Origin of the sequence: Shouchella lonarensis, from assembly GCF_900096965.1 — a bacterium.
Classification (GTDB): Bacteria; Bacillota; Bacilli; order Bacillales; family Bacillaceae_D; genus Shouchella; species Shouchella lonarensis.
The window spans coordinates 25,098-50,333 of sequence record NZ_FMYM01000011.1 but is presented as its reverse complement, the minus strand read 5'-3'; the positions used below and the strand labels follow the sequence as shown (position 1 = coordinate 50,333).

The 25,236-nt window shown below is 42.6% G+C and carries 21 protein-coding genes; 13 read left to right on the top strand and 8 right to left on the bottom strand.

The features are described 5' to 3' along the window. The first annotated feature begins 177 nt into the window (after positions 1-177). The 4 genes from licT (at position 178) to BLT29_RS11445 (ending at position 7,540) form a co-directional block, all read left to right on the top strand. Entirely contained in the window at positions 178-1,029 is an 852-nt protein-coding gene (gene licT / locus BLT29_RS11460) for a BglG family transcription antiterminator LicT (protein WP_090776456.1), read from the top strand. Between the two features lie 28 nt (positions 1,030-1,057). Next, positions 1,058-2,905 carry a beta-glucoside-specific PTS transporter subunit IIABC gene (locus tag BLT29_RS11455; protein WP_090776455.1) on the top strand — a complete coding sequence of 616 codons (1,848 nt, stop codon included), beginning with the start codon at positions 1,058-1,060 and terminating at the stop codon, positions 2,903-2,905. A 16-nt stretch (positions 2,906-2,921) separates the two neighbouring features. After that, a complete protein-coding gene (locus tag BLT29_RS11450; protein ID WP_090776454.1) occupies positions 2,922-4,373 on the top strand; it encodes a glycoside hydrolase family 1 protein in 1,452 nt (483 codons plus the stop codon). A gap of 125 nt (positions 4,374-4,498) precedes the next feature. After that, a complete protein-coding gene (locus BLT29_RS11445) occupies positions 4,499-7,540 on the top strand; it encodes a DEAD/DEAH box helicase (protein ID WP_090776453.1) in 3,042 nt (1,013 codons plus the stop codon). Positions 7,541-7,596: 56 nt separating this feature from the next. Here the strand turns inward: BLT29_RS11445 and BLT29_RS11440 are convergent, their stop codons facing one another. From BLT29_RS11440 to BLT29_RS11430, 3 genes are all read right to left on the bottom strand, one after another. Continuing rightward, the gene (locus BLT29_RS11440) at positions 7,597-7,920 is read right to left on the bottom strand and encodes a 2Fe-2S iron-sulfur cluster-binding protein (RefSeq protein ID WP_090776452.1); all 324 of its coding nucleotides are present in this window, start codon (positions 7,918-7,920) and stop codon (positions 7,597-7,599) included. Between the two features lie 277 nt (positions 7,921-8,197). Next, positions 8,198-8,449 (bottom strand): CotD family spore coat protein, encoded by a 252-nt coding sequence (locus BLT29_RS11435; RefSeq protein WP_090776451.1) that lies wholly within the window; start codon positions 8,447-8,449, stop codon positions 8,198-8,200. Positions 8,450-8,602: 153 nt separating this feature from the next. Beyond that, complete coding sequence (locus BLT29_RS11430; protein ID WP_090776450.1) at positions 8,603-9,706, bottom strand: AI-2E family transporter; 1,104 nt, start codon at positions 9,704-9,706, stop codon at positions 8,603-8,605. A 235-nt stretch (positions 9,707-9,941) separates the two neighbouring features. Between BLT29_RS11430 and BLT29_RS11425 the strand changes: the two genes are divergently transcribed. Together BLT29_RS11425 and BLT29_RS11420 are read left to right on the top strand one after the other, a co-directional pair. Next, entirely contained in the window at positions 9,942-10,154 is a 213-nt protein-coding gene (locus BLT29_RS11425) for a hypothetical protein (protein WP_090776449.1), read from the top strand. 22 nt (positions 10,155-10,176) lie between these two features. Further along, positions 10,177-11,208, top strand: a complete 1,032-nt coding sequence (locus tag BLT29_RS11420) for a chymotrypsin family serine protease (protein ID WP_245701251.1) — start codon at positions 10,177-10,179, stop codon at positions 11,206-11,208. A gap of 52 nt (positions 11,209-11,260) precedes the next feature. On the opposite strand, the gene BLT29_RS11415 is transcribed toward BLT29_RS11420, so the two are convergent. After that, the gene (locus BLT29_RS11415; RefSeq protein ID WP_090776448.1) at positions 11,261-11,794 is read right to left on the bottom strand and encodes a cysteine hydrolase family protein; all 534 of its coding nucleotides are present in this window, start codon (positions 11,792-11,794) and stop codon (positions 11,261-11,263) included. 177 nt (positions 11,795-11,971) lie between these two features. On the opposite strand from BLT29_RS11415, the gene BLT29_RS11410 reads away from it, so the two are divergent. Further along, positions 11,972-13,636, top strand: a complete 1,665-nt coding sequence (locus tag BLT29_RS11410) for an acyl-CoA dehydrogenase family protein (protein ID WP_090776447.1) — start codon at positions 11,972-11,974, stop codon at positions 13,634-13,636. A gap of 29 nt (positions 13,637-13,665) precedes the next feature. On the opposite strand, the gene BLT29_RS11405 is transcribed toward BLT29_RS11410, so the two are convergent. From BLT29_RS11405 to BLT29_RS11395, 3 genes are all read right to left on the bottom strand, one after another. After that, entirely contained in the window at positions 13,666-14,946 is a 1,281-nt protein-coding gene (locus BLT29_RS11405) for a helix-turn-helix transcriptional regulator (RefSeq protein ID WP_090776446.1), read from the bottom strand. A 92-nt stretch (positions 14,947-15,038) separates the two neighbouring features. After that, a complete protein-coding gene (locus BLT29_RS11400; protein WP_281241421.1) occupies positions 15,039-15,623 on the bottom strand; it encodes a M15 family metallopeptidase in 585 nt (194 codons plus the stop codon). Between the two features lie 131 nt (positions 15,624-15,754). Next, on the bottom strand, positions 15,755-17,089 hold the full coding sequence (locus tag BLT29_RS11395) for an APC family permease (RefSeq protein ID WP_090776445.1): 1,335 nt from the start codon (positions 17,087-17,089) through the stop codon (positions 15,755-15,757). A gap of 111 nt (positions 17,090-17,200) precedes the next feature. On the opposite strand from BLT29_RS11395, the gene BLT29_RS11390 reads away from it, so the two are divergent. From BLT29_RS11390 to BLT29_RS11375, 4 genes are all read left to right on the top strand, one after another. Continuing rightward, positions 17,201-18,022, top strand: coding sequence for a sulfurtransferase (locus tag BLT29_RS11390; RefSeq protein ID WP_176763907.1), 822 nt, complete (start codon positions 17,201-17,203; stop codon positions 18,020-18,022). A 70-nt stretch (positions 18,023-18,092) separates the two neighbouring features. Continuing rightward, positions 18,093-19,310, top strand: coding sequence for a PucR family transcriptional regulator (locus BLT29_RS11385; protein WP_141769891.1), 1,218 nt, complete (start codon positions 18,093-18,095; stop codon positions 19,308-19,310). Positions 19,311-19,398: 88 nt separating this feature from the next. Continuing rightward, positions 19,399-20,520 (top strand): alanine dehydrogenase, encoded by a 1,122-nt coding sequence (ald, locus tag BLT29_RS11380; protein ID WP_090776442.1) that lies wholly within the window; start codon positions 19,399-19,401, stop codon positions 20,518-20,520. Between the two features lie 132 nt (positions 20,521-20,652). After that, positions 20,653-21,591 (top strand): S66 peptidase family protein, encoded by a 939-nt coding sequence (locus BLT29_RS11375; RefSeq protein ID WP_176763906.1) that lies wholly within the window; start codon positions 20,653-20,655, stop codon positions 21,589-21,591. Here BLT29_RS11375 and BLT29_RS11370 read toward each other — a convergent pair. Next, positions 21,583-22,086, bottom strand: a complete 504-nt coding sequence (locus BLT29_RS11370) for an NUDIX hydrolase (RefSeq protein ID WP_176763905.1) — start codon at positions 22,084-22,086, stop codon at positions 21,583-21,585. The genes BLT29_RS11375 and BLT29_RS11370 overlap by 9 nt on opposite strands. Before the next feature lie 190 nt (positions 22,087-22,276). Between BLT29_RS11370 and BLT29_RS11365 the strand changes: the two genes are divergently transcribed. Both BLT29_RS11365 and BLT29_RS11360 read left to right on the top strand, forming a co-directional pair. Further along, complete coding sequence (locus BLT29_RS11365) at positions 22,277-23,041, top strand: M15 family metallopeptidase (protein WP_245701254.1); 765 nt, start codon at positions 22,277-22,279, stop codon at positions 23,039-23,041. A gap of 236 nt (positions 23,042-23,277) precedes the next feature. Then, a complete protein-coding gene (locus tag BLT29_RS11360; RefSeq protein WP_090776439.1) occupies positions 23,278-25,203 on the top strand; it encodes an LTA synthase family protein in 1,926 nt (641 codons plus the stop codon). Positions 25,204-25,236: the final 33 nt, after the last annotated feature.

Below are 25,236 nucleotides of genomic sequence, written 5' to 3'. Positions count from 1 at the left end.
TACTCGATCTGGATGCACAGTACTTTATAAATCTCGATGTAATCGCAATCATTAGGGTTGTAACTTTGAAAAAAGGCAAAACCTAAGTTGGGATGGTCGCACGATACGTGTGTACTATTTTAGCTTAGGTTTTTTTGTGTCTTTTATGGTAGGGAGCGTGAAGGGAGGTTAAAGCGTGTGATCATTAAAAAGGTGCTTAACAATAATGTCGTGTTGACAGAAGACGAGCTTCACCATGAACTTGTTGTTATGGGCAAAGGAATTGCCTTCGGTAAGAAGAACGGTGATGAAATAGAAGCTGAAAAGATCGACAAGACGTTTTCGTTAACGAGTGTGGAGGTCTCACGCAAGTTCGAGCGACTTTTAGCAGAAGTGCCTGAAGTGTATTTACACATTGCAGAACGGATTGTTTCTTATGCAGAAGAGACCCTCGGAGAGACGCTTAATGATTATGTATATGTGGCATTAACCGACCATCTTTATTTTGCGGTGACACGCCATCAGGAACAAGTGGTGTTAAAAAACACACTGCTGTGGGAACTGAAAAAGTATTATCGCAAGGAATTTGAAATTGGTTTAAAGGCACTTGATTTTATTGCTGAGATGACGGGGGTGCGGCTAGACACGAGTGAAGCAGCATCGATTAGCTTACACATCGTCAATGCGCAAAAAGAACATGCGCGCATGACAGATACGGTTGAAGCAATCGAAATTGTCGATACACTGTTGACGATTGCAAAGTACGATTTAAAGATGGCGTTTGATGAGACATCAATTAATTACGACCGCTTTTTAACACACTTACGTTTCTTTGCTTACCGTATTGTGCATGGCGAAACGCTTTTAGAAGAAGAGGATGACTTCTTATTTGAGCAAGTAAAGCGGAAATACCCAGTCGAATACGAAACAAGTACGAAAATGAGTGCTTACATTATGCACCGGTTTGGGCGCGCGGTGTCAAAAGATGAGCGTGTATATTTAACCGTTCATTTACATCGGGTCGCGTCTCGCGAAAATAGGCTGACGTAAGTAGAAAAAGAAAAGGGAGGAGAACAATATGAAAGACCCAAAAACATTGGCGCAAGCAATTCTCACACATGTTGGTGGAGAAGAGAATGTCATTTCGGTTGTTCATTGTGCGACGCGGCTGAGATTTAAATTGAAAGATAAGAACAAAGCAGTGAAACAAACGATTGAACAACTGACAGGCGTCATTCAAGTTGTCGAGAGTGGTGGACAATTCCAAGTTGTGATCGGTAATGAAGTGGCTGATGTATACCGGGAATTGACACAAATGATGTCACCAACGGAAAACGCAGATGAGGTCCCGCAGGAAAAAGGGAATGTATTAAGCAAGGCGATTGATATTATTTCAGCGATTTTCACACCGATTCTTGGTGTTTTAGCCGGGGCGGGGATTTTAAAAGGATTGTTGTTAATCTTTGAAGCGGTTGGTTGGTTAAGTGAGGCAGATGGGACGTATCATATTTTATTTGCTGGTGCAGACAGTTTGTTTTACTTTTTACCAATCCTGTTAGCAATCACTTCGGCCCGGAAATTCGGGGCAGATCCATACGTAGCAGTTGTTGTTGCTGGGGCACTATTGTATCCGACAATTGTTGATGCTTTCGAGTCCGGTGTCAATTGGACATTTCTTGGCATACCGGTTGTCCTGGCAAGTTATGCGACGTCGGTGATTCCGATCATTTTAGCAGTGTATGTGTTAAGTCATCTGCAAAAGTTTATTACGCCACGTATTCCGTCGAGTGTGCGGTTGTTCTTCGTACCACTGATTCTTATTAGTGTCACCGTTCCATTGACATTGTTGCTTTTTGGACCATTTGGTTCAATGGTGAGTGGTTGGCTCGCTGACGGGTATAGTTTCTTATATGCATTAAGTCCAATTGTTGCCGGAGTCTTTATTGGTGCGGTATGGCAAGTGCTTGTCATTTTTGGTTTACACTGGGGATTAGTGCCAATTATGATGAATAACTTATCGGCATTTGGATCTGACACACTTACCGCCTTAATTGCGCCGGCTGTTTTTGGACAAGCGGGTGCAGCGCTGGCCGTATTTTTCAAGACACGTGTGACATCAGTAAAAGCAATCTCGGGCTCGGCATCTCTTTCTGGCTTGTTTGGTGTGACGGAACCAGCTGTGTATGGTGTAACCCTGCGCTATAAAAAACCTTTCGTAATGGGTTCGATTGCCGGAGCCATTGGTGGTGGGATTGTCGGTCTGTCTGGTTCGGCGGCCATTGCTTCCGGGTTACCAGGTTTGGCATCATTGCCGATCTTTTTCACAGATGGTTTTGCTGGCCTAATTGTTGCAATTACAGTAGCTTTCGTGTTGGCCATTCTCTTGACTTATCTTTTCGGTTATAATGATCGGATGGTGTCCGGAGAGAATGATCAAAAGAAAGAAGTCGCTCCTTCCGAGTCATTAAACAAAACGTACACGTTAACGAGCCCTTTAAGCGGGAAAGTTGTCCCATTATCACAGGTGAGTGATGAAGCATTTTCAAGTGGTGCTTTAGGGGAAGGTGTCGGGATTAAACCGCATGAAGGGAATTTATTTGCACCGGCAGATGGGGTCGTGCAAACGGTGTTTCCGACACATCATGCATATGGCTTACAAAGTGACGATGGGGTTGAAGTGTTAATGCACATTGGTATTGACACGGTGCAACTTGATGGTGCTCACTTTCAAGCGCATGTAAAACAAGGAGCCCATGTGAAACAAGGCACGTTACTTGCAACATTTGACATCGAAGCGATTGAAAAAGCAGGGTACGACGCAACAACGGTGGTTGTTGTCACCAATAGTAAAGCGTATTTGGATGTTGTTCCGGCAGATTCAGGTACAGTCACTGGCAATGATCGTCTAGTTGAAATTATGATCTAAAAAGGAGAGAGTAGAAATGACATTTCCGGCAAATTTTTTATGGGGTGGCGCGACGTCAGCAAATCAAATTGAAGGAAACTATGATGTAGATGGAAAAGGGCTATCGACAGCGGATGTCGTAGAGTATGTGAAACCGGAAGACCGGACGAACATGGAAATCCCGTTCCCGTCTTCTGATGAAATAAAACATGCACTAGAAACGGAATCTGGACGGACGTTTCCGAAGCGATTTGGCATTGATTTTTACCACACGTACGAATCAGATTTGGCTTTAATGAAAGAAATGGGTTTTAAAACATTCCGTGTTTCAATTGCATGGGCGCGCATCTTTCCAACTGGTGTAGAGTCTGAACCAAACGAATCCGGGTTAAAATTTTATGATCGATTGTTTGCGGAGATACGTGCAAATGGGATGGAGCCACTTGTGACCTTATCTCATTATGAAATGCCGCTCCATTTGACATTAGCATATGGTGGCTGGCTCAACCGTAAGCTCATTGACTTGTTTACGCATTATGCCAAAACAGTGTTTGCTCGTTACAAAGACCAAGTGAAATATTGGTTGACGTTTAATGAGATCAATTCATTATTAATGGCGCCGTATATTGGCGGCGGTTTTACGCGTGATCAAGTAGAAGATGGAAAACTGCTTCAAGCTCAATATCAAGCAGCACACAATCAACTTGTTGCAAGTGCGAAAGCGACGAAAGCGTGTCATGAAATTGTTGACGGTGCAAAGGTTGGCTGTATGGTGATTGGCATGATCAATTATCCGCAAAGTACGCATCCTGATGATGTTTTTGCGACACACGAATCGATGCGTAATACGTTCTTCTTCACGGACGTACATGTGCGTGGGAAGTATCCAACGTATATGAAACGTTTCTTCCGAGAAAATAAGATTACAATAGAGAAATCGCCAGAAGACGAGGAAATTTTGCAAGCCGGGACGGTTGATTTCATCTCGCTTAGTTATTATATGTCGGGTGTCGCTGCGCGCCAAGAGGTAGAAGGCGAGCACGCCGCAGGAAATCTGTTAACCGGGTTGAAAAACCCGCACTTGGAGGAGTCTGAATGGGGTTGGCAAATTGATCCGGTTGGCTTACGCACATTGTTAAATGTCTTTTATGAGCGCTACGAGATGCCTTTATTTATTGTAGAAAATGGATTAGGGGCAGTCGATCATGTGACCGAAGACGGGCGTGTCCATGACTCATATCGCATCAATTATTTACAAAGCCATATCGAACAAATGAAAGAAGCAATTGCCGATGGCGTAGACCTTTGGGGTTACACGACGTGGGGACCGATTGACTTAGTTAGCTTCTCGACTTCGGAGATGACAAAGCGATATGGTTTCATTTATGTCGATCAGGATGACTACGGGCGCGGCAGTAAAAAGAGATTGAAAAAAGATAGCTTTTACTGGTACAAACAAGTTATTGCAACAAACGGTGAAGAACTGTAAAGATATGATAGAAGGCGGGAGGGAGATCCCGTCTTTTTTTGTATGTTTATGGAGAAATAATATATATATGATATTGTTTTACACTTTGCTTTTTGATAAGCTAGCATAAAGGGGAGGTGCATGGCATGAACCATGAACAGCGGGTGCTTAAAGCATGGTGGGTAACGGAGCTGCTTCAAATGCCGTCTATAGATGAAAAAAATTCTTCTATAGAGAGGCTGAAACTGCGACAAGGAAAGGAAATGCCATGGACACAAAATAAAACGGAAAATCATCAGAACATTGCGGGTTATCGCATTTACATTGGAATTATGCCACTAAAAGGTGTCATGACATTTGTTCGCGATACATTTGCTTCAACCGAGACTTTTTATCAGCTGCCAGGCGAGAAAAAATTTATGGCGGTGGTTCATGTTGCACCTGATGGGCAATATCAGGGTGATGGTTTGCAATTGCCATACATGAGCGTGCTCTTAGGGAAACTTAGGACATTTGTTGGAGAAAAAGGCTACGATGATTTTATTGATTATTTCAACACAATAGAAAAGGAGCTGCAAGCTCTCTTTAATCAATTGTTTTATGGGAAACATCTTGGTGAAGCGCATGTGAAGGAAATGAAAGCAGTGCTCGTCAATGCGTTACAATTCCCTGAACACTTATTTGTCCAAGTAGAACAAGGATACTTATTTGATTGTCGGATCGAGAAGCTAACGAAACGGTCATCGGCACTGCTGATGAAAAGCTCCTTTGCTGAGGAATTACAAATGTTATCAAAAAAGAAAGCGCTTCCTCCTGCTTTATTGGCGTACTTAAATGGCTGTCAGCAGCGTACCGATGTAAATGAAGTCCGCGAAGTGCTTGAAGATTGGATTGACCCTGGCAAAATGCCACCAGCGCGCTGGCCGGCACCGGCGCATCATCACTTGTCGCTAATGCAACAGGTAGCAGTCAACGTCATTTTGAGTGGTGAATCGCCACTAGATACAGTTAATGGACCACCGGGGACAGGGAAAACGACGTTATTAAAAGAAGTGTTTGCTGCACGTGTATTTGAGCGGGCAAAAGCCATGGTGGCGTTTCAACATCCCGCGGATGCGTTTACACCAATGGACACTGTGCTAAAAACAACCAATTTTTCACACCAGCCCTTTCAACTTGATCCAAGCATTACCGGTTATAGCATAGTTGTCGCTTCTTCAAACAATGCTGCGGTCGAAAATATTTTTACAGAGCTGTCGAACAGAAAAGCGGTGGCGCGAGAGAAGGATGAGAAATTACATGCCGCATCGCAAGCGCGTGAACAAGAAATTGCGCATCTTGCGGCAGAGGTCGACTATTTTTCTTCCGTGGCGGATGGGGTTGGTGGCGTAGAGACAGGTTCATCGTGGGGATTGTTTTCTGTTGCGTTAGGGAACAAAAAAAATAACGACAATTTTTCACAAGCCTTTTGGTATGATAAAGCCGCTGATCATAAAACAATGGCCGCATATTTGGATGGCGAGGATGCTTATGATCTGACAGACTGGGAAAGAGCAAAGGAAGCATTTTTGTTGCTTGCAGAAGAAATCGAGAAGCGGAAATCACGGCTTGCACAATGTGCGTATGTGTTACGTCGGTATGAAGCGCTGCAGGAACGGAAAAAAGAAGTGAATGAGTTACTTTTAAAGATGGGTCACAATTTATCAGTGCGAAAGCAGCGAATGATCCAAGTTGCACATGAATTAGCAGAGACGAAAGCATCAATAAGGTCGATGTCGATGGAGGGACTTTGGCCGCGGATAAAAGGGAAGTGGATAGGGCGGAAAACAAAGTTGACGGAGTTGAAACAACAACTAACGGTGTTGGAACGAGAATTGGGAGAAGTACATATATTGTTGGTTGAATTAGAGAAAGAAATAGAGGCAATGAAACGGGAACGCGATGAATGGAATGAAATGATGGATGATGTGGCTGCGTTGCTGAAAAGGTTGCGTAAAGAAGGTGTGATCATTCCTGATGATGATTATTGGGAAGGTAGTTACGCGCAGCGCCAAAAAACAGCGCCGTGGTTATCAGAAGAGCTCAATCATTTACGCTCGCAAGCCTTTTTACTGGCGCTAAAGGTACACAAAGTGTTCCTCTTTTTGGCAAGAGATCGTGTAAAGCGCAACATGCGGGTTTATTTTAATCGCAAGCAATTTGATTTAAATACGGAAGTAGCGCGTCAGGCTGTATCGGCATCTTGGCAAACGTTGTTTTTGATGATCCCAGTCGTATCGACAACGTTTGCTTCGGCAGGTCGTTTGTTTTGCGAGTTAGGCGCAGAAGAGATTGGCGATTTGTTTATTGATGAAGCGGGTCAAGCAGTTCCGCAAGCGGCTGCGGGGATGATTTATCGGTCTAAACATGCTGTAATCGTCGGTGACCCTAAGCAAATTGAGCCAGTGGTCACAATGCCTGAGACGTTGTTGCATGATATTCGCACACTTTATAAGGTAGAAGAAGCGTATATATCATCGTCATCTTCTGTACAATTAGTTGCCAATCTAGGGAATCCAATGGGAACGTTTATTGGTGAGCAGTGGATTGGTCTGCCATTATGGGTACATCGGCGTTGTACTGACCCGATGTTTACAATTGCAAATACAATTGCTTATGAAAACAAGATGATCCTTTTTTCAGATAAACATTCCCCTCACAGCCGTTGGGTCAATGTGACTGGTAGCGCGGTGCGCGGTCAGTATATTGAGGAGCAAGGACAAATGGTGGAAAAGCTTGTATTTCAGGCATTTGAGCAGGGAGTGATACCTAGTTTATATGTGATCACACCGTTTACAATTGTGAAAGAGGAAATAAAAAAGAAGTTACGTCGCAAGAACGAAGCACTCGCACATCTATCAGGGCATCCCGTCGAAGAAATAAATCATTGGATTCAACACAATATCGGGACTGTGCACACATTTCAAGGAAAAGAAGCAGACACTGTTGTCTTCGTAGTGGGGACAGATGAGTGCCAGACAAGTGCAGCGAATTGGATTGTCGCAAAACCGAACTTGATTAACGTTGCAGTGACCCGTGCAAAAGAAACGATCGTGATGATAGGTGATCGTGAGCGTCTGTCAAAGTTGCCGTACTTTAATGTGGTAGTTGATATATTGGAGGAGTTTGCATATGTAGAATTGACATGAACATAAAGTTAGTAGTGTTAAAAGAGGTGAACCCGGTCATACCGGGTTCACCTTTTTTATTCTTCTGGTCGTTTTCCTGGATCCATTTGTTCGTTTGTTGCTGTACGTAATGGTTTTACTGTTAAATCAGAAGAGACACGAATCTGGCATGACAATCGGAGAGAGTCGTCTATAATGCCCTTTTTTTCTCGAATGGCCGTTTCGGCTTCATTAATTGGGCCAGGATCTCCGGATTGGATCTCACATAAACATGTTGTGCAGCGGGCCTGTCCTCCGCATCGGTGTAGAATGTCGACACCATGATCTTCTAACGCGAGAACAAGTTTTGTTCCTTCTTTTACTTGAAAGGTGCGGTACCCTTCGACATGAATCGTTGGCATCATAAGCATCCCCTTATTTTTAGTCTATGTCTATAAATTAGTGTACCACAAGAGGGGAGTATAAGGTGCATTTCATGTCTGTTTTCGTGTGCGATAAAGAATGACAATAACTTTGTCAATACATGGGTATTTGAGATTGCCCGGGAAATGAAATATGGGGAATATTAGGGAGTGAAGGAAAAGGAGTAGATGTCTTGACATTTGTATGAAATAGATGAGGATACAATTGTCTGGAATCGTAGAATAATGGCAGAGAAGAAGCCTCTTTAGAGAGAGGCTAGAAGCGATGTCGTTTATTTTTAGATGGTGCAGTCAAATGTTGCTGTTGTTGACCATAAATTGGGGGACATTGCTGATGAGATGTTGTCTGTGGAAAGGTATGAACGTGCCGATAGACATGGTCGGTTACATAGGTCGTTAATACGGGTTGGATTTCTCGGACGACATATTCTTCTACATAGCCAGATGGAGAGAAGTGCTGGCAATGTGCACGTGTCTTTTTCGGTTGTGGAAACAGGCGATCAAACATTGTTGTCACTCCTTTCTTCTATTCGGCAATGTATGGAAAAGTCTAACACTTATTTATTATATGTTTGTAAGCTTAGATTGATCTAGGCACTAAAAAAAGAAGCGTTGCATGTGCACGCTTCTTTAAGGAATGCTTAAAAAACATTTTGTCTCACTATGATTTAACCGGGGGCGTATGTGACGTTCTCATACGAATACGAATGAGACGATAAGTATGTTGAACAATGACTTTCCCTACCGCATAGGTTGGTACGGCAAGTAAGATGCCAACAAAGCCTGCTAGCTGACTTGCAACGAGGAGGACAAAGATAATGGTGATTGGGTGAACCGATAATTGACGCCCCATGATTTGTGGGGAGAAAATATTGCTTTCGACTTGTTGGATGACAACGACGCCAATAATGACAAGCACAGCGGTGAATGGCTCATGAAACAACGCTACAATGACAGCAGGGGCTGTACCAATCCATGGTCCGAGGAACGGGATGACATTTGTAAATAGCGCTACAACAGCCAATACAAGTGCATAATCTAGTCCAATAATTAAGTACCAAATTAAACAGAGCGTTCCTACGCATGCGCTCACCAAAATTTGCCCTTGGATGTAAGAGCTTAACGCCTTGTCCAAGTCTGCAAGTACCTTTTTTCCTTCTTCTTGTTCTCGACGTGGGAACAAGTTAAGAATCATAAGGGGCGCTTTCTTCCCCTCTTTGAGCATGTAAAACAATACAAAAGGAATGATGACAGCGACAATAATAATATTGGCGATCGCTCCGATAAATGCACCGATGCTTGCTAGAAACGACTCAATATACCCTTGGAGGTTGTCACTGAATGTTTCTGAAATGTTGTCAATGGATAAATCACTGCTATGTAGCAGGTTTTGTACGGCAGGTTGTTGTTGTAAATCCATAGCAAATTGTTGTACGACTTTTCCATAACGCGGGGCATTATCAATGAAGTCTAGAATTTGTGCTTGGATGATTGGCACGATATATAAAATAGCGGAAGTGATCACACCAATTAATGCCAAAAAGACAATCAAGATGGAAAGACCACGGGGAATTTTCTTGTTCAGTAAATTAACAAAGGGTCTAAGTAAATAGTAGATGACTAAAGCAATGACAATCGGTGCAAACAATGTTTGTACGAGCACCGCGAGCGGCTTAAAGATGAAATTGACTAGCGAGCCAAGATAGATAATAAGGAAGATCACAATGATCCAACAAGCAAAACGAAATAATCTACTTTCCATCATTATGTAGTACCGCCTCTCTTTTTTCGTATATCGTATTGATTCATTACTTCTATATTATAGGGAGAATCATTTGAAAGCAAGTCTAACGTAGGGATGGGCGTGGTTGCTGTGTCTACTTAGAAATAGTTTTTAGTATTATTTTTCAAGAGAATATCTTACTTGTTAAAAACATAGTAATGAGTATACATCATTTGATTACGAGGTTCCCGACACGAAAGAGAGAGGGGTTGATTGATTGACAATCGAGGAAGTGTTACAGAAGCATGAGCACCATTTATTAAGCATTCCTGATGTGATTGCGATTGGTGTTGGGAAAAAAAACGGACAAGATGTCATTCAAGTGTTTGTCGTGAAAAAGGTGGGTGAATTAAAGGAGGCAGTGCCACATCACCTTGAAGGATTTTTGGTGGATGTGATAGAGGCAGGCGAGATTACACCGCACGTGTAAAATAGAGAAGGTGGGTGAGGGTGTGAAAGAGAAAGGGTACACATTGACGACGCAAATGCAACAGGATTTGCAAAAAGTTCAAGTAGAGACAGAAGAAGCATTGTTAAAGTTAAAGAATGTCAATGGTGTTGGTGTAGGTCTCAAACAAGTGGACGGTAAGGTCACGAGTACGCCAGCGCTTACGGTCATGGTCGAACAAAAAGCGGATATGGAAACATTAGAGAGCAGTCAAATTGTACCACCAGAAGTGAACGGGATGAAAACCGATGTCATCCAAGTAGGTCATTTAATGACAGGTCAGCAGATGGCTATGGAGACTGGCATCACAACACTTGCGAATCGTGTACGTCCAGCAAAAGGAGGGTATAGCGTTGCACATCGCCATGTAACTGCAGGAACAATCGCGACGTGTGTATATGATGTTTTGCCAAATGGATCAACGAACCCGCCTACGCACGGGTACGGTGTGCCAACAAGGTATTACTTGTTAAGCAACAATCATGTGCTTGCCAATACGAATAGTGCAAACATCGGTGACCCCATTTTGCAACCCGGTCCAATTGATGGAGGAACGGATCCAACTGATCGCATTGGGACATTATCGCACTATATCCCCATTATGTTAACACCGCAAGTGCCATTGTCGAATCAAAATAATTTGGTTGATGCGGCAATTGCCCAAGCACCTTTCCATCAAATTGACCGATCGATCTATTGGTTAGGGCACGTACGTGGCTGGCGCTTAAAACAAAATGTGACCGTTGGGACACGAGTGAAAAAGACGGGACGAACAACAAATACGACTTATGGCATCATTACAACGGTCAATGCAACGGTCGATGTAAACTTTGGTTCTGGACGGGTAGGGCGTTTCCGAGAACAAATCATCACCACAAATATTTCAGCAGGGGGCGACTCCGGGTCGTTGGTCATGACCGATGATAATGTGGCTGTCGGTTTGTTATTTGCTGGTTCTTCCGCAGTGACGATTGCGAATCAGATTGAAAATGTTCGCGCGTTGCTTGATGTGGAAATAGCTGATCAAATATTGTAGAGAGAATATGCCTGCCTCAGTGTTCGTTTAAAAGAGGCAGGCATATTTTAGGTTAAAAAGATAACTTTTGCTTGACGTCTGCTGTGTCGCATACGCACATAGTCTGTGACCAATCCAGAACGGTGGCGATAAAGTCTCGGACATCTAATTCGCTTGTGTCGTATGTACCACCGTGATTGACTGTGGCAGTGGCGTCTTCAATGAACGTTACATCATAGCCACGGTCATATGCGGCAATGGCAGTAAAGAGACAACAAAATTCACTATTAAAACCAGTAATATATAATTGACTGACTTTATGTTTGACTAGCGTTTCTTGCAAGTCAGTATGATAGAAAGCACTTGGGCCGCTTTTTTCAATAATGTGGTCGTTCGGGAAATAGTGTAGCATTGGTGAGAGTGTGGCACCTTCAGCTTTGTAATAAAATGGGTCATCTTGATCATTAGAAATATGTTTTACAAATATCACCAACCAATCTTGTGTTTTAAATATAGAAATAAGGTCATTCATCCGTGCCAATTCTTCCGAAAAATCACCTTGTTTTACAAATGTTTGTTGCACATCAATAACAAGAAGCGCTTTCATATCAAATGTCCCCTTCATTTAGATGGTGTCCAATAAGTATAAGTGGCACAGGTACAATGGTCAATATGTTGGTGGTACTTTCAGTTGACGCGTATCGCATTGTCAACTAAACTATAAGAATAGCGCGAGAAAAATATTAAATAAACGTTTGTTTGATGGGAGGAGGATGTTGTGAGCATGACGTTCCAAGCGAAAGAACAAGTATTATTGTCCAAGTTAAAAGAGCAATGTTCGCCGTCATTATATCGTTACGCCGAACGAGAATTGACCGATTTTTACACGAATTGTTATAAGACATTTGATGAGCGGGCGGTCCATACAGATCGAGAAGGACAACCAAGGCTTATTCGGTATGATCGTTTTGGTGAAGAAGTTTCTCATGTTTGGGTTAATGAAGGATATAAACAGACGGTAGACGCTACATATAAGACGGGGATTGTTGGTTATATCCATAAAGATATTCCGGAACTTGGGGAAAAAGGAAATTATACGTATTCGTTTGCGCAAGGATATATTTTATCTCAAGTGGAACCAGGGTTTTATTGTCCAGTCACCTTGACGATGGCTGTGGCTTATGTTGTTGACCATTTTGCTAGTGATGCGCTAAAAGAACGGTTTTTACCGCATTTGCTTGCCACAGGAGACGTTGAATTATATGAAGGCGCAACATTTTTAACGGAGAGACAAGGGGGCTCAGATGTGGGTGCGAATGTCGTATGTGCAGTGCCTGATGAGAATCATTACCGTCTTTATGGTGAGAAATATTTTGCATCAAACGTTGGTCAATGTGGTGTCGCCGCTGTATTGGCACGGATTGAAGGGGCTGAATCAGGTACAAAAGGATTAAGCCTATTTTTAGTTCCATGGAAAGAGGATGATGGTAAGGTAAATCAGTTATATGTGCGACGCTTGAAAGATAAGCTTGGTGTAAGGGCAGTTCCTTCTGGAGAAGTGGTGTTTGATGGGGCGAAAGCTTATTTAGTTGGCGATGAAACACGTGGACTGGCGTATATGATGGAAGCGCTTAATTTATCACGCATATGCAATAGCATCGCATCCGTAGGAATCATGAAACGTGCACTAAATGAAGCTGTGACTTATGCAGAGAAAAGAGAAGCATTTGGGAAAAAATTAACGGAGCACACAATGATACAAGAAACGATCGCAACGTTATATGCCCGGCAAGAGATTCAGTTATCAGCGTTGTTTGAATCCATTGCTCTATATGAACAAGTCGCGTCGGAACCAGAAAAAGCACGTTCAGATGATATTGCGCTTAATCGTTTGTTCATTGCTTTATTAAAAGCAAGAACAGCCAAAGAAGCGATCACATTTTCGCACGAAGCCATTGAATTGCACGGGGGCAACGGATACATTGAAGATTTCGTGTTACCACGTTTGTTACGAGATGCGCAAGTACTTACGGTATGGGAAGGTACGGAAAATATCTTGGCGTTGGAAGTGCTACGCTTGCTTCATACGTATCAAGTAGACCAATTGTTTTCACGGGCACTTCAAGAAGCGCTATCTCGTGCGAAACAAGCGATGGCACCAGTCGTGTTGGCACAAGTAGAAAAGAAGCATGCATCACTGACAGTTTTCCTTGCAAAGCTGAAAAAGGCGAGCCGAGAGGAGCAAATGTATCATGCGAAGAGGCTAGCAGACCAAATGACCGACTTATGGCTCGTTGTACACGGTTATGCACGTAGTGTGGATAAGCGATCACGCTTACTTGCTGATATATTGAGAAGACACCTTTGGATGGCAGACGAGTATGATGACACGATGTTAGAATCTTTTGCGGTTGTGATGGCACGACGAGAGGGAGCACAGGCGCTATAAAAATGTATGTATGTTCATCCCCTTTTCTATTAAGTTGGAGAAGGGGATGAACGTTTATGGACAACGGGCTTATTTTTTGCTTTTGTAACATATTGCGTCAAAATGGCATTCGCATGTTCGTGATGCCCTTTGTTTTGGTACGATTCAGCAAGCTCGATTGCATATGGGACGAGGTTTGGTCCGTGATCAGCTTCATTAAAATAAGGCAACATGACATTTTCAATAAAGTGATCGATACGATTGCTGCCCTTCAGATGGAGCAGTGAGTATCGCGCCTGCAGATTTAAATGAGGAAAACCATGCTTCTCACTCAACGCCATGACTTCGTGGAGCATGTTGGTAATTTGGTCGTGGTTCATGGATAAGCGTGCGCACACTTGTGCAGTAGCTAGTAAGCAATGGCAATAAACTTCGCTTGATTTTTCGAAGTATTTCAGGCATTCGCTTAAGTACTGATAACTTTTTTGATCGCACTTCATCTTTTTTAGGACAATGCCATAATGGTAGTGGGTTTTGTAGTACAATGCTTGCTGATTGAACAGGCGCGCATGACGCAATAAGGTTTTAAATAGTCTCATTGCATCTTCAATCATATTCATGCTTGCATAATTAGTTGCCAGTAACAGTTGCGCTTGAAACGTATGGATATAGTTATCTGTTTGTTTGAATATACGCAAAGCGTCTCGCGCATGTATGACTGCTTTCTCGTGCTCGTGCAGTCTCGTGTAACATTGACTTAATGCAAAATCAATCTCTTGCATGGGAGTATGGGTAGTGCAGTGATCTTTTCTGCGTATATCTAGGAGTTGTTGCTTCGCCTCTGAAAATCGGTGTTCAGTCATAAGCAATAAACTGTTAAAAAACGCGCAAAGCAATGTTTCATCATAGGTGAGGCTCGATTGGTTTTTTGATAAAATTTGTTGCTGTTTTTTTGCATTGATAATGTCATCATTTTGCAAGTGGTACCGCAGCATGTACAAATGGTACGTATAAAGAAAGCTTGTGCGGGTAATCATTTCTTCTCTTTTGTGAAGGAATTGTGCAAGCTCTTTTGCTTCTTGCATGTCAATAAACTGAATAGCCTCTATAAATGAGTGAAGAGCCTCTTTTAGCTGCGTATACTGCGCTTGTTCTTCCTTCATATCTACATTGAGCTTTTTTAATAGTTGTTTTGCGGTATTGTGGTTGACGTCGTAAACACCGTTTTCAATTTTGCTCAAATGAGGAATAGAACAAATTCCAAGTGCTAGTTCTGCTTGTGTCATGTCTTGCTTCAGCCGATAATATTTAATTGTTTTTCCTAGATTCATGGTCCACCAGCCTACTTTGTAAAATACGTTAATTCAACCTATTCGACATCGAAGGCAATATTTCCTGCAAAAAGTATGAAAAAAAGCGTGCATTACTCCGAGGCGTTGCTCGCATGTATGAGTTCATTGATTGTATAACCAAAGGTCATTTGTAGATGAGGATAATCTTTGAAGCCATGCCAATCGCCGCCCCACTCGAAGCCCAGTTCTTTTGCGAGTGCAGCCACTTCAAACCAATCAGGTTCCCCGTTGTTGTTTCCGTCATAAGTAGTGTCCCAAATGATCGTCTCGTTTTGATCAAGTAAGGCAAAGTCAACAGCAAGGCCATAATTATGGTACGATTGCCCCCCTTTTGCATGGGTCACGATGTTGCCCCCTGTTTGACGTCCTTGATGATACAGTTCATCTTGCTTTTCGTGTGTGCGGTAACCATCTGTAATGACAATGTCTATATGAATCTCTTTGGCAGCTGTGATGAGCTGTTCGGTTTTTTCTGCAACGGTTGCATGAAGTTCATCAAGTACGGCAATTTCTTTTAACTGTGGATCATCGGCTGTTGTTTGCAGTGAAAATAAAGTGTGTGTCATCGCATATAGTTGTGCCCGTTCTTTCCAGACAAAAAATGCGATAGAGCCGAGCGCAAACGCAATAAGTAAACGTTTTGTTATTCGATGCATCTGTATGTCTCCCTCTCATGTTCCTCCTATTTTAATGTGTAAAGGTGGTTATGTCGATGCCGTGCTCACATTTGGATAAATGAGGAAGTTGAACACCTTTTCCGCGCATAACAAGGAAAGGTGTTCATTCATCACTCTTTATCTCTAATGTGAAAAGAAAAGTCTGGATTGTGCCGACGTCGGAAAATATAGTAGATGAGTCCGAGCGTGAGCCAAGTAGAGCCGATGAAGAGGGCATGTTGATCTATGCTCGCTAACAACCATAAGCAAAAGGATGCTCCTAGAGACGGAATGAATAAGAAACGGATCATGTCAAGTAGTGAACGTTTTCGCTCGCGAATAAAGTAATGACCAATGACGGACGCATTTACACTAGTGAATCCAATGAGTGCCCCGAAGCTAATAAAGGAGTAAATGATTTCTAGTTCTCCAAAAGCGGCTGTTAAAGAAATAACCCCGATTAACAATACATTGAATAGCGGTGTTTTCAAACGTGGATGCACATAGCCAAAAAATCGCTTCGGTAATGCATTGTCTCTTCCCATTGCAAACAAAATGCGCGCAGCACTTGCGTGTGATGACAGTGAGGAGGAAACAACAGCTACCATTGTTCCAGCGAGAAAGAATGCGTGTAAGAAAGCACCGCCAGCATACAGCGCAATCTCTAATGAAGCCGAGTCGGCCGATTGGAACTGCTGGAAATGCGGATACACTTGTTGCATGAGATAAGAAATACTGACAAAAAGAACACCGCCAACGAGGACAACGAGCATAATGGCACGGGGGACGGTTTTCTCTGGATTTTTCGTCTCCTCAGATAAAGTAGATACGGCATCAAAGCCAAGAAAAGAAAAGCAAAGGATTGATGCGCCAGTAAAGACAGTGGTGAATTCAAAGGAAGGGCTAAAAAATGGTAATGGAGAAAGTAGTTCACCTGTACCGAGCCCGTTTTGTAGACCGACGACCATGAAATAGGCGAAAACGCAAGCGACAATGATTTGAAAAGTGACCAACAAAGATGTAATATTTGCGGTTAATTGAATACCGAAGGCGTTGATGGTTGTAATGCTGATCGCTAAAATGAGTACCCAGACGAATGGAGAAACATCTGGAAAAGCAGCTGATAAATAAGCCATTCCGATGGCAAAGTTGACCATCGGTAAAAACAAATAATCGAGTAGTAAAGTCCATCCGGCAACAAATCCGACGTGTGGATGGAGACTATGGTAAGCATACGTATACGCTGAGCCCGCTTTCGGATAAGCTTGGACCATTTTCCCGTAACTATAAGCTGTGAGAAGCAAAGCGACAATGGTAAATAAATATGCAGCGGCAACATGTCCTTTTGTTAATTGCGCAACAATACCATATGAGTCAAACACAACTAATGGGTCCATATAAGCGAGACCGATGACGAGTAACGGTACCAGCGTAAGCGTACGCCGTAACTGTTGTTCCTTCTCCAAAGGAACCACCCCCTAAAAAAATGTCCACCTTATTGTAAATTGTTATGGCAGGAAGTGCAACAGTGAAGGAGAATAATGTATGAAAGAAATGAAAAAAGGAGAGAAACCAATATGTTCATTTCCGCAAAGGAGCTTGTGCGTAACGAAAGATCGTTTTTAATTTTAGATGTGCGACATACACTAGAGGACGTAGATGCGGGACAAAAACTGTATGAAGACGCCCATATTCCGCATGCGCAGTTTGTGAATATGGCGACTGAGCTGGCCGATAAGACGAAAAAAGAGGGAGGGCGCTATCCGCTGCCCTCTGTTAAAAAGATGACTCAGTTGTTTCAAGAAAAAGGTGTCTCACATGACATGCCTGTCGTTGTGTATGACCAAAGTGGTGGGATGATGGCGGCGCGAGCGTGGTGGATGCTCTATTATTTGGGACATAAGCAAGTGATGGTATTAGAGGGTGGTTTTTCACGTTGGTGTACGCTTGGGTATGAAACGACGTCTGAGGTTTCGCGAGCGAAGAAAACAATATTTGTACCGCGCGTACGTGCGGATATGTTGCTTTCTGCTTCGGAAGTATACGCACGTGTGAATGATCCAAAAACAACGTTAATTGATGCACGTGCACCCGAGCGTTTTCGTGGTGAGCATGAAACACGTGACGCAAAATCGGGACACATTCCAGGTGCAAAAAATTATTTCTGGAAAGGTGTGCTGCGTGAGGATGGTTCATGGAAAAATGAGGAAGAATTAAAACAACATTTTTCCGTGCTCCCAAAAGATCATGACATTGTTGTTTATTGTGCGTCTGGGATCTCTGCTTGCACAAACGTCATGGCATTGAAGCGAGCGGGATTTAAATACGTGAAGTTGTATGCGGGTAGTTGGAGTGATTGGATCACACACGTTGGGTATCCAATTGAAACAGGAAACTAATACGCACATGTGAAGGTTTTGATTCCCGTCTTCTCTTGTTATACTTAGAAGAACTAACGATTGTTGATGTTTGAACAAGACACATATATTTTTAGAAGAAGTTGGTGAGCGTATGCCAAGTGCATATAAGCACTTTTTACATCAGGCATTTTTATCACTGGATGAGTTTGCAAGTCAGCTAGCAGACGTACTTTCCTGTCCGGTAACGATTGAAAATTTAAATCATGAACTAGTGGCATATTCGCAACATGGAGAGGGGGCAGATGCTGCGAGAATTTCAACCATTATCTCACGGAAAGTGCCGGACCATTTAATTCAACGTTTTTGGAAAGAAGGAATTATGGAGGCACTTCATGCCTCTTCGGAGCCGGTTGCCATTCAAAATATGCAAGATGTAGGCTTAGGTCCACGTGTAGCATTGTCGATTCGCAATCAAAAGGGTTCGGTTATTGGCTACATTTGGGTTTCTGAGACTAGGCGTTCACTCACGCTTGATGAAAAGCAGTGGTTGAAAAGAGTCGCGACGAAAGCGTCTACTTTATTACAAAAAGAGGGGCGTGCCGGACAGAACAGTAGTGATATGGAAAGGTTATGGCGATTATTAACCGGTACCTTCTCTGAAAGTGATATTCCTCCTGAATTGCACAGAGAAGGTATTCGTGGCTGTGTGCTTATTTTAGATGCGATAGAAGAAACGAAATCCGTTCATTTTCAACGTTTATTAACGGAAAAAAGGTTTCTTTCTATTGTTGATGGCGCGCGTATGATCATCCTTGTTCTAGGACAGGATGTAATAGAGGAAGTCACTATTTTAGTAAAAGCTGTTTCAGTGTCATGCGTTTATGCTTGCGGAAACCCGACTGATATGGGTGCGGGGTTGTCACGCTCGTATGAACAAGCGCTGCGGCTCCTTTTGTTAAAAGAACGGTTTACAAAACAGTTGGAGACAGCAATATTTTACTATGAGTCAGGGCCATTACGTTATATTCCGGCATATGAAGAAGAGTCACGTGCGAGCGACTGTCACCCGGCATTGTCTATTTTGTTAGCGTATGACCATGTCCATCATACAAGTTTACTACCGACACTCGCGATCTATGTGCAAGAGGGCGGGCACATGATGAGAACAGCAGAAAAGCTGCATATTCATCCAAATTCACTACAATACCGTTTAAAGCGTATTAGCGAATTGACGGATGTGCAATTAAAGTCTTCATTAGAGAGAAGCGGTCTATTACTAGACTTACATCAACAATCTTGGCTGCATTTGTGGAAAACACACAAATGATACCCCGTAGTTTGGCGTGTCCACCTAAAGAAAAAACGATGATCAGATTATATACTGTAGAAAAGTGATTTCATCAGGAGGAAATGGCATGATTATTGGAATTCCAAAAGAAATAAAAAGCTATGAAAATCGGGTCGCGATGACACCTGCAGGCGTCGTCTCACTGATTGAAAGCGGTCACCAAGTCATGATCGAGACTGAAGCTGGTGTTGGTAGCGGCTTTTCAAACGCTGAATATAAAGAAGCAGGAGCCGTCATTGTAGACAATGTAGCAGATGTATGGGCAACATCCGATATGATCATGAAAGTAAAAGAGCCACTAGCTGCGGAATATGGTTATTTTCGCCCGGGCTTAATTTTATTTACGTATTTACACCTAGCAGCCGAAGCAAATTTAACGAAAGCACTTGTGGAATCAGGAGTCACTGCCATTGCTTATGAAACAGTTGAGGTTAACCGCGCACTGCCATTGTTGACACCAATGAGTGAAGTGGCGGGACGGATGGCAACACAAATTGGTGCCCAGTTCTTGGAGAAGACGCATGGTGGGAAAGGTGTACTCCTATCAGGTGTGCCAGGCGTGAAACGTGGGAAGGTCACAGTCATTGGGGGCGGTGTTGTTGGAACCAATGCAGCAAAGATGGCGATTGGTCTAGGAGCAGATGTTACGTTACTTGATGTGAACGCCGATCGTTTGCGACAATTAGACGATCAATTTGGGACAGACATGCAAACGATGATGTCAAACCCATTAAACATTGCGACTGCTGTGGCGGAAGCAGACTTGGTCATCGGTGCGGTACTCATCCCAGGAGCGAGGGCACCAAAACTTGTGACTGAAGCGATGATTAAAAGCATGAGCCCTGGAAGCGTTGTGGTGGATGTGGCCGTTGATCAAGGTGGCATTATTGAAACAGCAGATGCCGTAACGACACATGATGCGCCAACGTATACAAAACATGATGTCATCCACTATGCGGTGGCAAATATGCCTGGTGCAGTGCCACGCACGTCAACAATCGCACTAACAAATGTGACGATCCCGTATGCGAAGCAAATTGCAGACAAAGGGGTTAAAGCTGCCTTGCAGCAAAATCCTTCTTTAGCAAAAGGGCTAAATATTGCCGGTTCAAAAGTGACATATGAAGCGGTTGCTCGTGATTTAGGTTATGAGTACAGTGATGTAGAAGTGGCACTAGCGTCGTTGTGAAGAAAAGATGTAATGAGACGTAGGATATCCTGCGTCTTTTTTGTGTTTATTGCTTTTACCCGTGTCTAACTTCCTCTCGAAATCATAAAAATAAGTAAACAGCTTTGTTTGCGAGGGGGGTTAAAGATATTTATGAAGAAAATTGTAAAGCCACGCGCCTTGAAACGGGGTGACAAAATAGCTGTGATCGCACCAGCCGGTCCCCCTAATATGACTAAGGTTGTGCGTGGAAAACAGATTTATGAGCGATTTGGATTGGAAGTGGTGTTTTCCCGGTCTTTAGGGAAGCAAGATGGTTACTTGGCAGGCAGTGATGAGGAGCGGTTGCAAGATATAGAGGAAATGTTTTATGATCCTAATATTCGGGGCATTTTTTGTGCGCGTGGCGGATACGGGACGCCTCGTATTGTTGATAAGCTTGATTATGAGATGATTGCTCGTAATCCAAAGGTTTTTTGGGGATATAGTGATGTGACGTGTTTACATGTCGCGCTGCATCAACAGACGGGACTGGTGACGTTTCATGGTCCGATGCTTGCGAGCGACTTACACATCGAACCATTGCCACAGGTGACGTACAAAGGTTTAAAACAAATATTACAACCGCAAGTGATGCGCATTGATGAAGAAAGTGGGCCGCTTGAGACAATGATTGGTGGTGAGGTAAGTGGCAAATTGATCGGTGGGAATTTGACGTTGCTCGTAAGTTTGCTTGGCACACCTTATGAAATAGATACAACAGGTGCAATTTTATTTCTTGAGGAGATCGGTGAAGAACCTTACCGAATTGATCGGATGCTCAATCAACTAAGATTAGCAGGGAAGCTTCATGATGCTGTTGCAATTGTACTTGGGAGCTTTCGACATTGTGATGCCAAGGATCCACACGGTTCTCGCTCCTTGGCAACAGTATTGGATGAATATATTTTAGGAAGTGGAAAGCCGGCGCTCAAGCATGCGCAGATCGGGCACTGTATGCCCGTACATGCTGTTCCTTACGGCGCAACGGCCCACCTAGATACAAATAAAAAGTTATTGCTCGTTGAAGCGGGTGTTTGTCTGTCACGATGAGGAAGTCATAGATGGATGAAATGGGTGTGTATGAAAGGCTGTAAACGTATCATCGGTAAAGATTGCTTGGTGGTGATATGGCTTTTGATCGAACAAGACGATCGGTAAAAAGCGCCGTCCAATGATGTCAATGCCTTCATTTTGTGGGTTGAGTAACCATGAAATCGGTTTCCAATCTAGGAGCCCTTCCTCGGTGGCGAGTGGTGTTTGGATGGTGCGTTGCGTAATCTTGGCGACGAACACAAACATCCCATCTGGTTTAAACGCACCGCTGGTTTCTTCCCATGTCACAACCCCTTTTTCCTGGATCATCTCTTTATCGATCACGAGTGTTGTTTCTTCTTCAATTTCACGAACAATGCAATCAAGAGGTGATTCGTTGACGTTCATTTTACCACCAACCCCAGTCCATAAGCCTTGTAACGGGGCATTGTTGCGGTTAAGCATTAAAATGTGGTCATTGTGTCGGATGAAGCATAAGGTTTGCTTGTACATAAAAAACATCCTCTCAATACAAATGGATTGTCATCGTTTAGTTTACGGTGACAGTTCTTTTTCTTCAGGAAAAGGATCGTCTTGAACGCATACATAATTTTACATAGAAAAAGGATAGGCAGCGTAAATGATTTATGATATAGTGTGTCAATAGTATAATACAGAAGTCAGGTGATTGAAAGTGAAAAAAATGATATTGATAAGCTTGGCGAGTGTGATCCTTTTATCGTCTTGCGGAATGAAGGACGCACCACAGAACAGTGAAGAAGTGAACAAAAAACAGCCGACGACAACCGAAGTGACAGAAAAAGACAAAGACAAAGAAGATGAACTGACACTTGCAGCGGCTTTTTTTAATGAAATAGAGGAAGTGAACGGAGAACGTATCATTACAAATCCAGACAATATTGCAGTAAAAGTAAATCAAGAAGCGCGATTGCCTGATGAATACCGTCCGGAGGATCTCGTTGAAGTCGATGTTCCGTTTATGTATGAGACAACAGATGAGCGTAACATGCTACGTGAGGAAGCGGCAAAAGCGTTAGAACAGTTATTTGCCGCAGCGGAAGAAGAAGGGTATCAATTGTATGCCGTCTCTGGTTTTAGACCGTTTTCTCGTCAACAAATGTTGTACAACCAGGCAGTTGAAAATCAAGGTAAAGACCAAGAACTTGTGGCAATGCCAGGTCATAGTGAACATCAAACCGGTTTGGCGATGGATGTCGCGACGGATGCATTAACAGAAGAATTTGGCTTAACGTCAGAGGGCATATGGGTTGCAGAAAAGGCGCACCAATATGGCTTTGTTATTCGGTATCCAAAAGGAAAAGAAGAGATTACAGGTTATCAGTATGAGCCGTGGCATTTGCGCTACGTTGGCAAAAAAGTTGCGGCTGATTTGGTGGCGTATGACTATACGTTAGAGGAATATTTCGAAAACGTAAAGAAGATGTAAAAAAAGTAATTCCTCTGTAATACTTTTCAAACGTCTGGTTTTCTGTTAAACTATATCTTTGTAACCTGTCATGTAAAGCAAAGACGGTGCGTATTGCCCATAAGTGCGATATGAGGAGAATGAAGGATTTGGTGATAATCCTAAAAGAACATTCTATAGACTCAGTGATTGTAAACTTCGTAGATAAATACTAGAAGACCCGTATTAGAAATGTAAAAAAGAGAGGGGATAGTGTGATGGTAGCCAATGTTAAAGCTGGTTTTAGACGGCTAAAGTTCTTTTGGTTAGCAGTGTTGTTGTTGTCAGTTAAAACGTATGTGCTGTATAAAGTGGCATTCATGATCCCTACAGATAAGATGTTGCAGGAATTTTTATTGCTTATTAATCCAATGAGTTCAGGGATTTTACTTTTAGGGATTAGTTTATTGTTTAAGAATCAAATGAGGAATACGATGGTTGTTGTGCTCTCTTTAGTGGGAACTCTCGTTTTGTATTTCAATCTATTGTTTTTCCGTTTTTACAATGATTTTGTGACGTGGCCAATTTTATTACAGGGAAAAAACGCCCAAAACTTGTCCAGTAGTGTGTTGGAGTTAATGAGCATCTGGGATTGCTTATTATTCATTGATGTCGCTGTGTTGTTCTTCCTTGTTTTGCGTAAAAAAGTTCCTGTTGTTGGACGCTTAAAGCGAGAAACGGCGATGATTTATGCGTTAGCTGTTTTGTTATTTATGGGGAACTTGACGATTGCGCAAGCAGAACGTCCACAATTATTAACACGCTCATTTGACCGCCAAATGCTTGTGAAAAATATTGGTTTGTTTAATTATCATGTGTACGACATGTACTTGCAAATGCAGACAAGTACACAGCGCGTGCTTGCTGATAGTTCTGATATTGTTGAAGTGAAAAATTATACGGATGCAAATTATAAAGCGCCAGATCCGGACATGTTCGGCATTGCAAAAGATAAGAATGTGTTCGTCATTTCGATGGAATCCCTTCAGTCGTTTGTCATTGATAATGATGTATATGGTCAAGAAATCACACCGTTTTTGAACAGCTTGAAAGATGAAAGTTATTACTTCGAGAATTTTTACCATCAAACAGAACAAGGGAAAACATCAGACTCTGAGTTTATTGTTGATAACTCTTTGTTCGGACGTGATAGTGGGGCGGTTTTCTTTACTCATGGTGACAATAAATACCGTGCTACACCTGAAGTGTTGGGCGAGCATGGGTATACGACATCGGTGATGCATGCGAATAATGGGAGCTTCTGGAATCGCGATGTCATGTATAAATCTCTTGGGTATGATGAGTTTTACGATGTTGCAGACTACAATGTCACAGAAGAAAACTCGGTTGGTGAATGGGGTATGAAAGATAAGGAATTCTTTGAGCAGTCAATTCCTCATTTACAAGCACAAGGAAAGCCATTTTATACGAAGCTTATTACGCTAACAAATCATTTTCCATTTGATCTTGATGATGAAGACAAATTCATTGATGAGTTCGACTCTACTAGCAATACTTTAAACAAGTATTTTACAACAGTGCGTTATATGGATTATGCACTCGAGAAATTTTTCGAAGATGTGAAAGCTGCTGGCCTCTATGAAGATAGCATTTTCATTATGTACGGTGACCACTATGGTATTTCAGCAAACCATAATCGTGCAATGGCGCAATACCTTGAAAAAGACGAGATCACGCCATATGATTCAGTTCAATTACAGCGTGTGCCACTGTTCATTCATATTCCTGGTCAAGAAGGCAAATTGGTTGATACAGTGAGTGGTCAAATTGATCTCCGTCCGACCATTATGCATCTACTTGGTTTTGATACAAAAGGTGATATCCAATTCGGATCTGATCTTTTCTCACCAGATTATGACCCGTACATGATATTCCGTAACGGTGGCTTTGTAACAGATGAAGTGGTATTTACAAATGAAACTTGCTATGACCGAGCGACAGGAGAAGAAAAGGAGCTTGCGTCTTGTGAAGCTGTTTCTTCAAAGGCGACGGATGACCTAGCATATTCTGATAAAGTTGTGTACGGTGACTTGTTACGTTTCTTAGATGACGCAAATGCTAACAAAGATGATGAAGAAAGTACTGACCCTTCCTCAAATGAGAACAAAGATAGCAAAAAATAGCAAAACAGCCGGTGCAGTGCATCGGCTGTTTTT

Coding starts and splice junctions, on each gene's coding strand:
- BLT29_RS11455 (WP_090776455.1), top strand. CDS start 1,058: ATGAAAGACCCAAAAACATTGGCGCAAGCAATTCTCACACATGTTGGT.
- BLT29_RS11450 (WP_090776454.1), top strand. CDS start 2,922: ATGACATTTCCGGCAAATTTTTTATGGGGTGGCGCGACGTCAGCAAAT.
- BLT29_RS11445 (WP_090776453.1), top strand. CDS start 4,499: ATGAACCATGAACAGCGGGTGCTTAAAGCATGGTGGGTAACGGAGCTG.
- BLT29_RS11440 (WP_090776452.1), bottom strand. CDS start 7,920: ATGCCAACGATTCATGTCGAAGGGTACCGCACCTTTCAAGTAAAAGAA.
- BLT29_RS11435 (WP_090776451.1), bottom strand. CDS start 8,449: ATGTTTGATCGCCTGTTTCCACAACCGAAAAAGACACGTGCACATTGC.
- BLT29_RS11430 (WP_090776450.1), bottom strand. CDS start 9,706: ATGATGGAAAGTAGATTATTTCGTTTTGCTTGTTGGATCATTGTGATC.
- BLT29_RS11415 (WP_090776448.1), bottom strand. CDS start 11,794: ATGAAAGCGCTTCTTGTTATTGATGTGCAACAAACATTTGTAAAACAA.
- BLT29_RS11410 (WP_090776447.1), top strand. CDS start 11,972: ATGACGTTCCAAGCGAAAGAACAAGTATTATTGTCCAAGTTAAAAGAG.
- BLT29_RS11405 (WP_090776446.1), bottom strand. CDS start 14,946: ATGAATCTAGGAAAAACAATTAAATATTATCGGCTGAAGCAAGACATG.
- BLT29_RS11400 (WP_281241421.1), bottom strand. CDS start 15,623: ATGCATCGAATAACAAAACGTTTACTTATTGCGTTTGCGCTCGGCTCT.
- BLT29_RS11390 (WP_176763907.1), top strand. CDS start 17,201: ATGTTCATTTCCGCAAAGGAGCTTGTGCGTAACGAAAGATCGTTTTTA.
- ald (WP_090776442.1), top strand. CDS start 19,399: ATGATTATTGGAATTCCAAAAGAAATAAAAAGCTATGAAAATCGGGTC.
- BLT29_RS11375 (WP_176763906.1), top strand. CDS start 20,653: ATGAAGAAAATTGTAAAGCCACGCGCCTTGAAACGGGGTGACAAAATA.
- BLT29_RS11370 (WP_176763905.1), bottom strand. CDS start 22,086: ATGTACAAGCAAACCTTATGCTTCATCCGACACAATGACCACATTTTA.
- BLT29_RS11365 (WP_245701254.1), top strand. CDS start 22,277: ATGATATTGATAAGCTTGGCGAGTGTGATCCTTTTATCGTCTTGCGGA.
- BLT29_RS11360 (WP_090776439.1), top strand. CDS start 23,278: ATGGTAGCCAATGTTAAAGCTGGTTTTAGACGGCTAAAGTTCTTTTGG.